Origin of the sequence: Stenotrophomonas sp. yr243, assembly GCF_900184195.1 — a bacterium.
In the GTDB taxonomy this organism is placed as follows: Bacteria; Pseudomonadota; Gammaproteobacteria; order Xanthomonadales; family Xanthomonadaceae; genus Stenotrophomonas; species Stenotrophomonas lactitubi.
The window spans coordinates 72029-86257 of record NZ_FXWT01000002.1; the positions used below are offsets into that span (position 1 = coordinate 72029).

Annotated in this window: 14 protein-coding genes; 5 read left to right on the top strand and 9 right to left on the bottom strand. The window is 67.5% G+C overall.

Going from position 1 to position 14229, the window contains the following annotated elements; translation table 11 throughout:
* Positions 1-94: 94 nt before the first annotated feature.
* From QOL57_RS07190 to pdeM, 4 genes are read left to right on the top strand one after another with little or no spacing between them, the layout of a single operon-like run.
* Positions 95-1093, top strand: a complete 999-nt coding sequence (locus tag QOL57_RS07190) for a ligase-associated DNA damage response exonuclease (protein ID WP_089236412.1) — start codon at positions 95-97, stop codon at positions 1091-1093.
* A complete protein-coding gene (locus QOL57_RS07195) occupies positions 1090-2697 on the top strand; it encodes an ATP-dependent DNA ligase (RefSeq protein ID WP_089236413.1) in 1608 nt (535 codons plus the stop codon). Before QOL57_RS07190 ends, QOL57_RS07195 begins: the two co-directional genes overlap by 4 nt.
* A complete protein-coding gene (locus QOL57_RS07200; protein WP_089236414.1) occupies positions 2694-5153 on the top strand; it encodes a ligase-associated DNA damage response DEXH box helicase in 2460 nt (819 codons plus the stop codon). Before QOL57_RS07195 ends, QOL57_RS07200 begins: the two co-directional genes overlap by 4 nt.
* On the top strand, positions 5143-5784 hold the full coding sequence (gene pdeM, locus QOL57_RS07205) for a ligase-associated DNA damage response endonuclease PdeM (RefSeq protein WP_089238046.1): 642 nt from the start codon (positions 5143-5145) through the stop codon (positions 5782-5784). Before QOL57_RS07200 ends, pdeM begins: the two co-directional genes overlap by 11 nt.
* 33 nt (positions 5785-5817) lie before the next feature.
* On the opposite strand, the gene QOL57_RS07210 is transcribed toward pdeM, so the two are convergent.
* From QOL57_RS07210 to QOL57_RS07245, 8 genes are all read right to left on the bottom strand, one after another.
* A complete protein-coding gene (locus tag QOL57_RS07210; protein ID WP_089238048.1) occupies positions 5818-6087 on the bottom strand; it encodes a hypothetical protein in 270 nt (89 codons plus the stop codon).
* A gap of 177 nt (positions 6088-6264) precedes the next feature.
* A complete protein-coding gene (locus QOL57_RS07215) occupies positions 6265-7533 on the bottom strand; it encodes an NAD(P)/FAD-dependent oxidoreductase (RefSeq protein ID WP_089236415.1) in 1269 nt (422 codons plus the stop codon).
* Between the two features lie 384 nt (positions 7534-7917).
* Positions 7918-8124, bottom strand: coding sequence for a cold-shock protein (locus tag QOL57_RS07220; RefSeq protein WP_019183439.1), 207 nt, complete (start codon positions 8122-8124; stop codon positions 7918-7920).
* A gap of 88 nt (positions 8125-8212) precedes the next feature.
* A complete protein-coding gene (locus QOL57_RS07225) occupies positions 8213-8959 on the bottom strand; it encodes an S-methyl-5'-thioinosine phosphorylase (RefSeq protein WP_089236416.1) in 747 nt (248 codons plus the stop codon).
* Between the two features lie 81 nt (positions 8960-9040).
* Positions 9041-9595 (bottom strand): hypoxanthine-guanine phosphoribosyltransferase, encoded by a 555-nt coding sequence (locus QOL57_RS07230; RefSeq protein WP_025879180.1) that lies wholly within the window; start codon positions 9593-9595, stop codon positions 9041-9043.
* Positions 9595-10602 (bottom strand): beta-N-acetylhexosaminidase, encoded by a 1008-nt coding sequence (gene nagZ, locus QOL57_RS07235; protein WP_089236417.1) that lies wholly within the window; start codon positions 10600-10602, stop codon positions 9595-9597. The genes QOL57_RS07230 and nagZ overlap by 1 nt, the downstream gene beginning before the upstream one ends.
* Before the next feature lie 162 nt (positions 10603-10764).
* Complete coding sequence (locus QOL57_RS07240) at positions 10765-11472, bottom strand: DsbA family oxidoreductase (protein WP_089236418.1); 708 nt, start codon at positions 11470-11472, stop codon at positions 10765-10767.
* Between the two features lie 92 nt (positions 11473-11564).
* Positions 11565-12050, bottom strand: coding sequence for a CYTH domain-containing protein (locus QOL57_RS07245; RefSeq protein ID WP_089236419.1), 486 nt, complete (start codon positions 12048-12050; stop codon positions 11565-11567).
* A 93-nt stretch (positions 12051-12143) separates the two neighbouring features.
* Here QOL57_RS07245 and QOL57_RS07250 point away from each other — a divergent pair, with 93 nt between their 5' ends.
* On the top strand, positions 12144-12764 hold the full coding sequence (locus QOL57_RS07250) for a hypothetical protein (RefSeq protein WP_141134214.1): 621 nt from the start codon (positions 12144-12146) through the stop codon (positions 12762-12764).
* Between the two features lie 60 nt (positions 12765-12824).
* On the opposite strand, the gene rlmD is transcribed toward QOL57_RS07250, so the two are convergent.
* A complete protein-coding gene (rlmD, locus tag QOL57_RS07255; protein WP_089236421.1) occupies positions 12825-14159 on the bottom strand; it encodes a 23S rRNA (uracil(1939)-C(5))-methyltransferase RlmD in 1335 nt (444 codons plus the stop codon).
* Positions 14160-14229: the final 70 nt, after the last annotated feature.

Here is a 14229-nt window from a genome sequence, read left to right on the forward strand (position 1 = left end):
AGAGGTGTGCGGCCCGATTGTGCCGTATCGTCCGGCAACCCCGCGTTCAGGCCGATTCTCGCGGTGTGCACGACCACCACGCCACAGTGATGGCATGGCAGGCAATGACGATCTGGTGGTACTGCGGCCGGAAGGGCTGTACTGCGCGGCAGGCGATTTCCATATCGATCCCTGGCGGCCGGTACCGCGCGCGGTCATCACCCATGGTCATGGCGACCATGCGCGGCCCGGCATGGGCGAATACCACTGCAGCACCGGCAGCGTGCCGATCCTGCGCTGGCGCCTGGGCGATGTGCCGCTGCACGCGCATGCCGAGGGCGTGCCGTTCGCGCTGGGCCGGGTGCAGGTGTCGCTGCATCCGGCCGGCCACGTGCTCGGATCGTCGCAGGTGCGCATCGACGACGGTGAGCAGGTCTGGGTGGCGTCGGGCGACTACAAGCGCCAGCCCGATCCCACCTGCACACCGTTCGAAGTGGTGCCCTGCGATACCTTCATCACCGAGGCGACGTTTGCGCTGCCGATCTATCGCTGGCCCGATACCCGCGCCGTGGCGGCCGAGATCGCCGCATGGCGTCGCGAGTGTGCGCAGCGTGGGGAGGCGGCCGTACTGCTCTGCTACGCGCTGGGCAAGGCGCAACGTGTGCTTGCCGAGCTGCGCGCGGTGGATGACCAGCCTGCGTGGTTGCATGGCGCCATCGCCAACGGCGTCGCCGTCTATCGCCAGGCCGGCGTACCGATGCTCGACACACTCACCGTTGCCGAACAGGGACGTCAACCCGATGCCGCAGGCCAGCTGATCCTGGCGCCGCCCTCGGCCGCCGGCACCCCCTGGCTGCGCCGGTTCGGCCGCCACCAGCTCGGCTTCGCCTCGGGCTGGATGCAGTTGCGCGGCAATCGTCGCCGCCGCAACGTCGACCGCGGCTTCGTGATCTCCGACCATGCCGATTGGCCAGCACTGCTGCAGACGATCACGCAGACCGGCGCGCAGAGGATCATCGCCACCCACGGCAACACCGATGCGCTGATTCCGTACCTGCGCGAGCGCGGCATTTCCGCCGAAGCCTTCCGCACCGATTTCGGAGGCGAGGAATGAAGGCCTTCGCCGCGCTGTACCAGCGACTGGATCGCAGCACCGCGACGTTGGACAAGCGCGCGGCGCTGATCGACTACTTCCAGCACGCACGACCGCACGACGCGGCGTGGGCGCTGTACCTGCTCAGCGGTGGCAAGGTGGGCGGCGCGCGCCGCAAGATCGCGGGCAGCGGCGAACTGCGGGCGTGGATCGCCGAAGAATCCGGCCTGCCGCCATGGTTGGTCGAGGACAGCTACGCGCAGGTCGGCGACCTTGCGGAGACGCTCACGCTGCTGCTGGATGATGCTGCCAGCGAAGGCGAGGATCGCCCCCTGGCCGACTGGATCGAACAGCACCTGCTTGCCGTCGCCAACCAGCCAGAGCCCGTGCGTCGTGCCGCTGTAGTCGAGGGCTGGCGACAGCTTGCATCGGCCGAACGCTTGGTCTTCAACAAGCTGCTGACCGGCGCACTGCGCGTTGGTGTATCGCAGCGCGTGGTGCAGCAGGCATTGGCCGAATGGTCCGGGCTGGACATCGCCCGCATCGCCCAGCGCATGCTCGGCGACTGGGTGCCCTCTCCCGGCCTGCTGACCACCTTGCTGTCTGCCGAAGAACTGCCGACCGATCGCCAGCAGCCCTATCCGTTCTTTCTGGCCTCGCCACTGGAAGGTGAGCCCACCGAGCGGTTGGGCGTTATCAGCAACTGGCTGCTGGAATGGAAGTGGGATGGCATCCGCCTGCAGCTGCTGCGGCGCCAGAGTGAGGTGGCGTTATGGTCGCGCGGCGAAGAACGGCTGGACGGTCGCTTTCCGGAGATCGAACAGGCCGCCGCATCGCTGCCCGATGGCTGCGTGCTGGATGGAGAGCTGCTGGCATGGGACGACGCTGACAATCTTCCGCGTGCATTCACCGCGCTGCAGACCCGCATCCAGCGCCGCAAACCCGGCGCCGCCACCCTGCGCAACACGCCGGTGCGCGTGCTCGCCTACGACCTGCTTGAACGCGACGGCGAAGACCTGCGTGCGCTGCCACTGCAGCAACGTCGCGCGCAGTTGGCCGAGGTGGTCGGCGCGCTCGACGATCCGCGCATCCAGCTGTCGCCCGAGGTGACCGCCGACGATTGGCAGCATGCCGCGCAGCTGCGCGAAGCATCGCGCGAGCGCGGCGTGGAAGGGCTGATGCTGAAGCGCCGCGATTCGATCTACCAATCCGGGCGTCGCCGCGGCGACTGGTGGAAGTGGAAGGTCGAGCCGCTCACCATCGATGCCGTACTGCTGTATGCACAGGCGGGTCATGGCCGGCGCAGCACGCTCTACACCGACTACACCTTCGGGGTCTGGGACGGCGACACGCTGGTTCCGGTGGCCAAGGCCTATTCCGGGCTGGACGACAAGGAAATTCTGGCCCTCGATCGCTGGATCCGCGCGCATACCCGCGAGCGCTTCGGCCCGGTACGCAGCGTCAGTGCCGAGCAGGTGTTCGAACTCGGCTTCGAAGCGGTCAACCGCAGCGCGCGCCACAAGTCCGGCATTGCCGTGCGCTTTCCACGCATCCTGCGCTGGCGCCACGACAAGCCGGCTGCCGAAGCCGACCACCTGGCCCAGTTGCAGGCGCTGGCGCGATGAAGCGCAGCGATGCGCTGCAGCGCCTGAACGACTGGTTCGGCAACCGCGGCTGGCGCCCCCTGCCCTTCCAGCGCGCGATGTGGCGCCACTACCTGGCCGGAGAATCCGGCCTGCTGCACACCCCCACCGGCAGCGGCAAAACCCTGGCCATGTTCGGCGGCCCCTTGCTGCAGGCGATGCTCGACCCGCCCCCCACACCGCGTCGTGCCAGCGCGGTACGCCCGCTGCAGGTGCTGTGGGTGACACCGCTGCGTGCGCTGGCCAGCGATACCGCACGCGCGCTGCAGGCACCGATCGACGCCCTTGGCCTGGGCTGGCGCGTGGGGCTGCGCAGCGGCGATGCCAGCAACCGCGACAGGCGCCTGGCCCGCGAAGGTCGCATCGACGTACTGGTGACCACACCGGAGTCGCTGGCGCTGTTGCTCAGCTATCCCGACACCCTTGAGCGCATGCGCCAGCTGCGCTGCGTGGTGGTGGACGAATGGCACGAACTGCTGGGCAACAAGCGCGGCGTGCTGCTGCAGTTGAACCTGGCGCTGTTGCGTGAGGCAGCACCCACGATGCAGCTGTGGGGGCTGTCGGCAACATTGGGCAACCTGCCGCAGGCACGCGACGTACTGCTGCCACACCGGCCCCAGGCACCGATCGTGGAGGGCGCACGGCAGCGGCCGGTGACGATACGCAGCCTGCTGCCCGAACCCGGCGAACGCTTTCCGTGGGCCGGGCATCTAGGCCTTTCCCAGCTTCCGCGCGTGCTCGATGCAGTGTTCCGCGCGCGCAGCAGCCTGCTCTTCACCAACACACGTGCGCAGGCGGAACTGTGGCACCAGGCCCTCGCGGCGGTGTGGCCGGAAGATGCCGGTACGCTCGCCCTGCACCACGGCTCATTGGATCCCACGCTGCGTCAGCAGGTGGAAGACGGACTGCGTGCCGGCACGCTGCGGTGCGTGGTGGCCACGTCCAGCCTGGATCTGGGCGTGGACTTTCCGGAAGTCGACCAGGTGCTGCAGCTGGGCAGTCCGAAGGGCGTGGCCCGCCTGCGCCAGCGGGCCGGGCGTGCACGCCATCGGCCCGGTGCAAGCGGCGAGATACTGTGCATTCCCAGCCACGCGCTGGAACTGGCCGAGTACGCGGCGGCCCGACGCGCGTTGCATGACGGGGTGATCGAAGCACGCCGTCCTCCCACCTTGTCGCTGGATGTATTGGCCCAGCACGCGGTCAGCCGCGCGCTGGCTGGCGGCTTCGACGCCGATGCACTGCTGCAACAGGTTCGTGGCACGCATGCCTTCGCCGCGCTGGAAGACGCGCAATGGAATGCCGTGCTCGATTTCATCGTGCAGGGCGGACGTGCGCTGTCCCGGTATCCGGAGTTCCACAAGGTGGTACGCGATGCCGATGGCATCTACCGCATGCCCGATCGCCGCCAGGCGCTGCGCCATCGGCTGTCGATCGGCACCATCAGCAGCGACGGCAGCGTGCGCGTGCAGTTCCTGCGTGGCGGCAGCCTGGGCGCGGTGGAAGAGCAGTTCGCCAGCCGCCTGCGCCGGGGCGACCGCTTCCAGTTTGCAGGACGCCTGCTGGAGCTGGTGCAGCTGCGCGACATGACCGCGTTCGTGCGTGTGGCACGTGGCGGTGGTGATGGCGTGGTGCCGCGCTGGCAGGGCGGGCAGTTGCCGTTGTCGATGCCACTGGGGCGCGAACTGGAGATGGTGCTGTCAGGCGCCGACCAGAGCGTGGAGTCGCGCTGGCTTGCGCCGCTGCTGGCGTTGCAGTCGCAGCTGTCTGCGCCGCCATCGCCCGGCCACCTGCTGGTGGAAGACGTGCGCCGACGCGAGGGCCAGTTCCTGTTCGTCTATCCCTTTGCGGGCCGCCATGTGCACGAAGCGTTGGCCGCGCTGCTGGCGCTGCGCTGCACCCGACGGCAGCGCAACAGCATCGGCTATGCGGTGAACGACCATGGCCTGGTGCTCGCGCCGGCAACGCCGGTGGAACTGCAGGAGCAGGACTGGCGGGCGATGTTGGACGCTGCAGGTCTGCTGCCGGACCTGCGCGAAGCGGTGAACCTGGGCGAGCTGGCGCGCCGTCAGTTCCGCGGCATCGCACGCGTGTCGGGCCTGCTGGTGCCCAGCCTTCCTGGTGGCATGCCACGCTCGCTGCGCCAGTTGCAGGCCTCCGCCGGACTGCTGCATGACGTACTGCGCGAGCACGACCCCGAGCATCTGCTGTTGGCACTGGCCGAGCATGAAGTGCTGCACGACAGCCTGGATCTGCCCGGACTGCAGCAGGTGCTGGCCGGCATCGCCACACGTTCGTTGTCGCTGCAGCAGCCATCTTCACTGACCCCACTGGCATTTCCGCTGTGGGCCGAGCGCCTGCGAGGGCAGTTCAGCAATGAAGACTGGCGCACGCGCGTGCAGCGTGCCGCGCAGCAGCTGGAGCGCCGTCATGGCCGCTGATCTGCCGCTGCAGCTGGGCGGTGAGTCGATGCTGCTGCTGGGCGGTCGGGCGCTGCTGTGGCCGGCGCGTCGCACGTTGTTGATCGCCGACCTGCACCTGGGCAAGGCGGACGTATTCCGGCGTGCGGGAATCGCCTTGCCGGCCGGCGGTACCGGCAATGACCTGCAGCGCCTGCAGGACATGGTGACCCTGCACCAGTGCCAGCACCTATGGATCCTCGGCGACGTCCTGCATGGCCCGGCGCATCGCGCGGCCTGGTACCAGCAATGGCTCGGTTGGCGCGAGCAGCACGCTGCGCTGGACATCCATGTGGTGCGCGGCAATCACGACCGTGATCTGCCGAAGGCGGCGCTGCAGGTGCAGATGCATGACGACGCGCGCTTGGGACCGTTCCTGCTGCGGCACGAGCCGCTGGCTGATGCCTCCGCGCACGTGCTGGCGGGCCATGTGCATCCGCAGGTTGCGTTGCCGGCACTGCGTCGACGCTTCCCCGCGTTCTGGCTGCGCCAGGGCATCACCATACTGCCGGCGTTCTCGGCATTCACCGCCGGTGTCGTGCCTGTGCTGGCACCGGGCGAACAGCTGCTCGCCTGTGTGGAAGACAGCGTGGTGCCGCTGCCGGTTCGCTGATTCGTCGAGGCCTACGTCGAGGCCTGCCCTGCATTACGACGGGCGGGCGACAATCCCGGGCATCAGACTGAAATCCGGCGCTTCCTCGTCAGCGTGGCGCGGCAGTGCCTGTATCGCCACCAGCATCTCGTGGGCGCAGGCGCGGATATGGTCGTGGCTTTCCGGTGATGCGTGGCTGATCAAACTGCCGACATGGAACTCGAACACATCTTCCAGTACGTCGGGCTGGTCCTCGTGCAGCATCCGCAGCAGACCGCGCAGCTTGCAGATTTCCGATTCCAGCTTCTCGACCGCGAACAACATGGCGTCCTCCTCGTACATCGTGCGGCACATCCGGGCCGCAGCAGGCAGCGACGGCGATGCCACCCGGGCCACGCGATGATCGATCACGAAAAGGAAAACGGGCGACGCGGCTGCCGCGTGCTCATCTCTTGTCGCATATACGGGGTGAGGTAATCGTTAATCGACGTGACGGAAGTTTCACGCGGTGGCCGGAATTGCCACGCTCTGTGCGGCCGAGGGCGAGGCGGCTAGCGCTTCAATGAATGCCGGATCGAGCGGCAACGCGCCCAGCCACCCGTGCTGGGTACCGCTGAGCACGCGCAGCATGTGACCGCGCCCGCCAGGCAATCGTCCCATCGGTCCCAGCAGCACATCGCGCGCCTTCGCCCACGCATCGCGATCGGACTGGAACAGCGGCGTCAGCCAGCGGCTCCAGCGCTGATACACCGCCACGTGCGCACGCCGTTGCGCCTGATAGGCCTGCAATGCCGGTTCACCGCCACCATGGGTGCGCAACGCATCGCGCAGTGCCAGCGCATCCAGCAGCGCCATGTTCACGCCCTGCCCCAGCTGCGGGCTCATCGCATGTGCTGCATCACCGACCAGTACCAGCCGGCCCTGATGCCAACGCTTCATCACGGCATCGCGGTACACCGCGCGCGCCAGTTGCCCAGCGTCCTGCAGATGGGCGAAACGCGCGCCCGCCTGTGGCCACAGCGTATGCAGTTCTTCCAGCCAGGGTGCCATGCCATCGCCCTGCCAGCGCTCGAAATCCGCGCGCGGCAGGCTCCAGAAGAAGCTCAGGCGAGGCGTATGGTCACCCGGACGGGTGCCGACCGGCAGCAGGCCGATCATCTTGCGCGCGGCGACGTAGCGCTGCCGCAGCTGCTGCATGTGCGGCCAGTCTTCGGCCGGCAACAGGCACCACAGCGCGCCCCACGGGTACACCCGGTCCAGCGCCGCGCCGCCTTCGATGCCGTTGCGCAGCGTGGACGCAGCGCCGTCGGCGACAACCACCAGATCGAACGGTCCGTGCGTGCGGCCGTCGCTGTCGCGCAGTCGACCCTGCTGGTGGTCGACGTCGACGATGGTCGTGCCCACGTGCAGCTCGCCGGCGCCTTCGCGCGCTTGGTCCAGCACCGAGAACAGAGCGCCCCGCTGCATGCCCAGGCCATGCAGGCGCGCATCCAGGCCGTCATAGCCCATGTCCATCACCGCGCGCTCGCACGGCGTATCGCCATACAGCCGGCGCACCGGCATGGCGTAGCCACGCACGGCATCGAGCAGGCCCATCTGCCACAGCACCTGCAGTCCGCTGGGCTGCAGCAGGAAACCCGCGCCCACCGGCCCTGGCGTCGGCACGCGTTCGAAGATCTCCACCTCGTGGCCATCACGGGTGAGCAGGATGGCCAATGCCTGGCCAGCGGTGCCGTATCCAATTACGGCGATGCGCAGTCGTTCCGTCATGCCCGCATTGTGCCATCGGCGCAGGGGCGGTACATCAGCTGGCTTCCCAGCAGAAGCTGTGCATCGGGCTCCGCCACCACTGCCGGCTCTCCTGCGAATGTCCCCCGGCAGCCTCTGCGCGGCTGCCTCCTCCTCTACTTCGCAGGAGAGCCGGCAGTGGTGGCGGCGCTCAGCTTTCATGGCCCCTGTTGGCGCGCGCGCGATTCCGCAACGGGAGCGCCTGTCATTGCGTGCGAAGTAAAGGAGGAGGCGATGGCCGCAGGCCGGCGCCGGGGGACATTCGCACGCAAGGACAGGCGCTCCCGCCGCAAAAGCATCTTCACGTTCACGGCCCGCAAAAAAAAACCCCGCCGAAGCGGGGTTTTCAACGCACTATCGAGTGGATCACTCGGCCGGAACGATGTTCGAGGCCTGGGCGCCCTTCGGGCCCTGGGTCACGTCGTAGGTGACCTTCTGGCCTTCCTGCAGACTGCGGAAGCCCTTGGAGTTGATCGCGGAGAAGTGCGCGAAGACGTCGGCGCTGCCGTCCTCCGGCGAGATGAAGCCAAATCCCTTGGCGTCGTTGAACCACTTGACGGTACCGTTCGGCATGGTGATGCGTGACCTTATGCAATGAATGGGTGGTGTACGCTGAACCCGCGCACAAGCTGAGTATGCAAAGCTTGTTACGCGAAGACAATCACCCCCGCGCCAATTCGCCGACCAGTTCCGGAAGTCCGTTGCTGGCGGCCTGCACATTGGCCAGTACTTCGGCCATGGTGATTTCCTCGCCGTCACCGCACCCGGCGGCCCAGTTGGCAACGATCGCCAGGCAGGCGTAATCCAGCCCCAGCTCGCGTGCCAGCGCCGCTTCGGGCATGCCGGTCATGCCTACCAGGTCGCAACCATCGCGGCGCATGCGCGCGATTTCAGCGATGGTTTCCAGTCGCGGGCCCTGCGTTGCGCCGTAGCAACCGCCATCGTGGACCTTCACACCGGTCACCTTCGCCGCCGCCAGGATCTTGCTGCGCAGCATCGGCGTGTACGGATGGCCGAAGTCGACGTGCACCACGTCGGTGCCTTCTTCTTCGCAGATCGTGCTGATCCGGCCCCAGGTGTAATCGATTACCTGATCCGGACAGGCCAGCACGCGCGGACCGAAATCGTCACCGATGCCGCCCACGGTATTCAGTGCCAACACCCGTTGCGCACCGATCTGCTGCAGCGCGGCCAGGTTGGCGCGGTAGTTGATCTTGTGCGGCGGCAGCGAATGACCTTCACCGTGGCGCGCCAGGAAAGCCACGCGATGACCGAGCAATGTCCCGATCCGCACCGGGCCGGACGGCTGTCCGAAACGGGTCGAGACTTCGTGGGTCTGCACGTCGTCAAGCTTGGCCAGGTTGTAGACACCGGTGCCGCCAATCACGGCCAGGGCGATCTGTTGCATGAAAAGCACTCCAGAGAAAAAAGAACGCCGGCACCCGAGGATGCCGGCGGCAGGAAACGCAGGCCGCAGGCGGCCGCGTTGTTATTCCTTCATCGCGTAGATGGCCGGCACGCAGCGCAGGGTTTCGTTGACGTCCATGCCGAAACCGAACACGTAGCGATCCGGCAGTTCGATACCGGCGTAGTCGGCGGTGACGTCCGGCAGTGCGCGATCGTGCTTCTTCACGGTCATCGCGGCAATGCGCACGTCGGTCGCGCCCTGCTCCAGGCACCAGGTGCGCACGCCCTGCAGGGTGTAACCCTCGTCGAGGATGTCATCGACCAGCAGCACGCGGCGGCCGAACAGCGCGGTAGCCGGCTTGTGCTTCCACACCAGGTCGCCGCCAGTGGTCTCGCCGCGGTAACGGGTGGCGTGCAGGTAATCGAACTGCACGTCCTGGCCACGCGCGCCCAGCTCCAGTGCCAGCTGGCCTGCGAACGGCAGCGCACCGTGCATGATCGACAGGAACAGCGGCACCTCGCCCTGGTAATCGCGCGCGATGGCGTCAGCGATGCCGGCAATGGCCTTGTCGATGGTGGGACGGTCGACCAGCAGATCAGCTTGGGCCAGGGCCTGGGAAATGGTGAGGTTCGGCATCAGACGGTTCTTCCAAGGGTTTGAAGCAGACGGGATTGGGTGTCGCCATGGCGGGCATCGGCCAGCAGGCCATCCCAGCCAAGCGCGCCGCGGCCGAGCAGGCCCAGCAGCGCAGCGGTATTGAGGGAGCGTCCCTGCACCGCGTGCAGGGCTTCATCGACCAGTTCCGGGTGGCAGACCAGCACTACATCGCAGCCGGCATCCAGGTGCGCGTGCACGCGCGCCGGCACGCCACCGGCGCTGTGCGAGGCGGCCATGCCGATGTCGTCGGAGAACACCACTCCGCGGAAGCCGAGTTCGCCACGCAGGATCTGCTGGATCCAGCGCGGCGAGTAGCCAGCGGGTTCCGGCGCGACCTGCGGGTAGACCACGTGCGCCATCATCACCGCATCGGCGCCGGCAGCGATACCGGCCGCGAACGGGATCAGATCCTGTGCACGCAGTTCATCCAGCGCGCGCGGATCGATCGCGGTGTCCACATGGGTGTCTTCCAGCACGGTGCCATGGCCGGGGAAATGCTTGAGGGTGGCGGCCATACCGACCGCGTGCATGCCACGCACGTAGGCGGCGGTGAACGCGGCCACGACCTGCGGGTCTTCACTGAAGGCGCGGTTGCCGATGGCGCGATTGCCACGGCCAAGGTCGACCACCGGCGCGAAGCTCAGGTCCACACCGCTGGCGCGCACTTCGCTGGCCATCAGCCAGGCATGCTGCTCGGCAAGTGCGAGTGCAGCGTCGGGGTCCTTGGCGTACTGGACACCAATGTCCTGCAGCGGCGGCAGCTCGCTGAAGCCCTCACGGAAGCGCTGCACGCGCCCCCCTTCCTGGTCCACGCAGATCAACTGCGGGCGCGGTGCGGCAGCGCGGATTGCCGCCGACAGTTCGGTCACCTGCTGCCGCGAAGCGAAGTTGCGCTTGAACAGCACCACCCCGGCCACAGCATCGTGCTGCAGCCAGTCGCGTTCCTGGGTGGTCAGTTCAGTACCGGCAACGCCGATCAGCAGCATGGTCGATCTCCACAACGGGCGCCCGCATGGCGCAGTGCCGCATTGTCGCAGAACCGGCCAACAGGCGCAGTGGTCAAAAAAGGGGACGGAGGGGATTAACGCGCAATCGACCCACTGGTGCCGAATACGACTTAATCCCCTCCGTCCCCTTTTGCGGTCCGGTCAGACCTTGCAGCCGTCCGCGCCGCAGGCGTCGCCGCTGTCATCCGGGGCACCCTGCGCGCCCTGCCCCGCCGCCTGCTCGGCGGCAATCTGGCGCAGCGCGTTGGCGAAGGCTTCCGGGGGCTGGGCTCCGGATACGGCCCAGCGGCCGTCGATGACGAAGGTGGGCACCGAGGAGATACCCAGGGCATGGGCCTGCGCCAGGCCCGCTTCCACTTCGGCCAGGCCACGATCGCCGGCCAGCATCTGCTGGATCTCGTCTGCAGCCAGACCGCCAGCAGCGCCGGCCTCGACCAGCACCGCCGGGTCGGCCAGATTCCGTCCATGCTCGAAGTGGGCACGGAACAGCGCCTCGCCGACCGCCTCCTGCACGCCGTGCTGGCCAGCCAGCCACAACAGGCGATGCGCCGGCAGCGTGGTTACCCGCACCTGGCCCTGGCCAAAGTCCATCGGCAGGCCCTCGGCCCGCGCAGTGGTCTGGGTCTGGCCAAGAATCTGCTCGGTGCGCTCGGCACCGCCGAACTTGCGCTCATAGGCCTCGCGCAGCGGAACCGGGGTGGCGTCCGCATCCGGATCGAGCTGGAACGGCTGCCAGTGGATCTCAAGTTCGGGCGCGTCGGCGCCCAGCAACTGCACACCCTGCTGGAAGCGATGCTTGCCGATCCAGCACCAGGGGCAGACCACGTCGGAGTAGATGTCGATTCTCATCCCTGCGACATGTGGCCTGCTCGCCCCGAAAAAAGGGCACGGAGGCAATTAAGTCGCATTCTGCACAGCTGGGATCAAGACGCCCCTCTACTTCACCACTGTGAATAGGGAATATTGGCCAACGCCACGTTGTAGTAGCGCGCGTCGTCGGTCACCTCAGCGCCGATCCAGTCCGGCAGGTCGATCGCCTGATCAGCGCTGTCGAGCTCGACTTCGGCAACTACCAGGCCGGCGTTGTCGCCAAGGAACTCATCCACTTCCCAGGTCAGGCCGGCGTACTCGACCAGATGCCGGCGCTTGTCGATCAGGCCGCCGACGCACAACGCTAGCAGATCGCGCGCATCCTGCACCGGGATCGGGTAGTCGAACTCCTGCCGGGTATGGCCCAGCGTTCGCGACTTCAGGTTCAGCGCGGCCTTCTCGCCTTCGATGCGGACCCGCACCGAGGCGTTCTGGGTGCCGCGGTCGAGCGCGCCCAGATCGTTGATATAGCCCTGTGCCATCGGAACGACCCGGTGCGCGGCGGTGCGCCACCCATCATGGGTGACGAGGAATTTGCGTTCGATTTCAATGCCCATGGGCACAGTATGCGGCTCACGCCAGACGCTGCCTATCGGCACGCCGGCAGGCACGACTACACTGCACGGCCCCCAACCAAGGAATGGTCGCTCATGACGCTTTCCCGTCGTCTTCGTCGTTGTCTTGCCCTGTCGGCACTGCTGCCGTGTGTGGCCGCCAATGCCGCATCAACGGCGATGCCATCGCTGCAGCAGGCACAGGCCGCGATGGACCGGATGTTCGATCAGGCCATTGCCGATCGCCCCGCCAGCGACAGCAGCCGCCTGGTCGCCGAGACCTTCCGGCCGCGCCTGCAGGCGCTGGACAGCTGCGCAGCAGCCGAGGCCGGCGACGCCGTCGATTGCATCGCCACCGCCAGCGCAGGCATCAATTCGCGACCGCAGCTGCTGCGGCTGGCACTGGTGGGCGGCGTGTGGACCCTGCCTGACCAGCGCGATGTCCCGGTTCCGGCGCCGCCGAAGGATCGGGTGCAGGCCCTGCTGCGGGAACGGATCGCCGCACAGGCGCAGCAGCAGGCCGACCCCGCCCTGCGCGCACGCTACGAGCAGGCGGCCGGCGCCCTGCAGGTGCAGGACGTGAGGAACTGCGACGTTGCCAGCGACAGGGCCGTCATCGAATGCACGGTGCGCGCCGGCGACGGCAACGAGCACGGCGAGCAGTCGATGGCCTTCGTGCGCGTGGACGGCCAGTGGCAGAACGCCCCGGCCGACTGACCGCGTTGCCTCCGCGCACGCGGCAGGGCAGGCGCCGGGTAGACCCCGGCGCTGCATCCATCAACGCTTTTCGAACACCGCGATGCTTTCCACGTGCGCGGTATGCGGGAACATGTCCATCGCACCGGCGCTGACCAGGGTGAAGCCCTGTTCGTTGACCAGGTAACCGGCATCGCGGGCCAGCGAGCCCGGATGGCAGCTGACATAGACGATGCGCTTGAACTGCTTCAACGGCAGCTGCTGCAGCACTTCGATGGCGCCCGAACGCGGCGGATCCAGCAGCAGCTTGTCGAAGCCCTGGCGCATCCACGGCGTGCTGCGCTGGTCCTGGGTCAGGTCGGCGCTGTAGAACTGCGCGTTGGCCAGTCCGTTGCGCTCGGCGTTCTCGCGCGCACGCGCCACCAGCCCGGCATCACCTTCCACGCCCACCACTTCGCGCACCTTGCGTGCCAGCGGCAGGGTGAAGTTGCCAAGGCCACAGAACAGGTCCAGCACACGCTCGTCGGCACCCGGTTCAAGCAGGCCCAGCGCGTGGGCGATCATCTTCTCGTTGAGCTTGGCATTGACCTGGATGAAATCCAGCGGACGGAACGCCAGTTCGACATCCCACGGCGCCAGCCGGAACGACAGTGCCACGCCCAGCCCGTCCAGCGGCTGCACGGTATCCACGCCGCCCGACTGCAGGTAGATGACAAAGCCCTGCTGCTGGCCAAAGGCGGCCCAGGCCGCGCGATCGGCGTCACTCAGCGGCTGCATGTGGCGCACAGTCAGCACCACAGCCTGGTCACCGGCGATGAACTCGATCTGCGGGATGTCGCGTTTGCCGTCCAGCGATTCGATGAAGGTCGACAGAACCTCCACCTTGGTGCCGATTTCCGGGATCACGGTCAGGCACTGCTGCAGGTCCGCGACGAAACGCGGATCCTGTTCGCGGAAGCCGACCAGGGTCTTGTCCTTCTTCTCGACCCGGCGCACCGAGAACCGGCCCTTGCGGCGGTAGCCCCAGCTGTCGCCGACCAGCGGCGGCAACACGGTGCCCGGCTTCACATGGCCGATGCGCTCCAGGTTGTCCATCAGCACGCGCTGCTTGGCGACGATCTGCTGGTCTTCATCCAGGTGCTGCAGCACACAGCCGGCACAGGTGCCGAAATGCGGGCACTTGGGGGTGACCCGCTGCGTCGAGGCCTGCAGCACCTGCACCGTGCGCGCCTCATCGAAGTGGCGGCTGCGGGCGGTCTGTTCGGCCATCACCACTTCGCCCGGCAGGGCGCCGCTGATGAAGGTGACCTTGCCGCCCTCGCCTTCACGGCGGGCAACACCGCGACCATCATGGCTGAGGTCGAGGATCTCGGTCTGGAAGGGAGTACGGTCGATACGGGAGCGGGATCGGGCCACGTGGCAACAGGCTGCGGGCAAAAGTGGGGCCGTATTGTCGCAGATCCTGACCGGCGGGGCCGCTGGCCGC

Excerpts from the sequence above, each read along its gene's own strand:
- QOL57_RS07190 (WP_089236412.1), top strand. The coding sequence starts at position 95 with ATGGCAGGCAATGACGATCTGGTGGTACTGCGGCCGGAAGGGCTGTAC.
- QOL57_RS07250 (WP_141134214.1), top strand. The coding sequence starts at position 12,144 with ATGACGCTTTCCCGTCGTCTTCGTCGTTGTCTTGCCCTGTCGGCACTG.
- QOL57_RS07245 (WP_089236419.1), bottom strand. The coding sequence starts at position 12,050 with ATGGGCATTGAAATCGAACGCAAATTCCTCGTCACCCATGATGGGTGG.
- QOL57_RS07210 (WP_089238048.1), bottom strand. The coding sequence starts at position 6,087 with ATGTTGTTCGCGGTCGAGAAGCTGGAATCGGAAATCTGCAAGCTGCGC.
- QOL57_RS07215 (WP_089236415.1), bottom strand. The coding sequence starts at position 7,533 with ATGACGGAACGACTGCGCATCGCCGTAATTGGATACGGCACCGCTGGC.
- pdeM (WP_089238046.1), top strand. The coding sequence starts at position 5,143 with ATGGCCGCTGATCTGCCGCTGCAGCTGGGCGGTGAGTCGATGCTGCTG.
- QOL57_RS07220 (WP_019183439.1), bottom strand. The coding sequence starts at position 8,124 with ATGCCGAACGGTACCGTCAAGTGGTTCAACGACGCCAAGGGATTTGGC.
- QOL57_RS07230 (WP_025879180.1), bottom strand. The coding sequence starts at position 9,595 with ATGCCGAACCTCACCATTTCCCAGGCCCTGGCCCAAGCTGATCTGCTG.
- QOL57_RS07240 (WP_089236418.1), bottom strand. The coding sequence starts at position 11,472 with ATGAGAATCGACATCTACTCCGACGTGGTCTGCCCCTGGTGCTGGATC.
- QOL57_RS07225 (WP_089236416.1), bottom strand. The coding sequence starts at position 8,959 with ATGCAACAGATCGCCCTGGCCGTGATTGGCGGCACCGGTGTCTACAAC.
- nagZ (WP_089236417.1), bottom strand. The coding sequence starts at position 10,602 with ATGCTGCTGATCGGCGTTGCCGGTACTGAACTGACCACCCAGGAACGC.
- QOL57_RS07195 (WP_089236413.1), top strand. The coding sequence starts at position 1,090 with ATGAAGGCCTTCGCCGCGCTGTACCAGCGACTGGATCGCAGCACCGCG.
- QOL57_RS07200 (WP_089236414.1), top strand. The coding sequence starts at position 2,694 with ATGAAGCGCAGCGATGCGCTGCAGCGCCTGAACGACTGGTTCGGCAAC.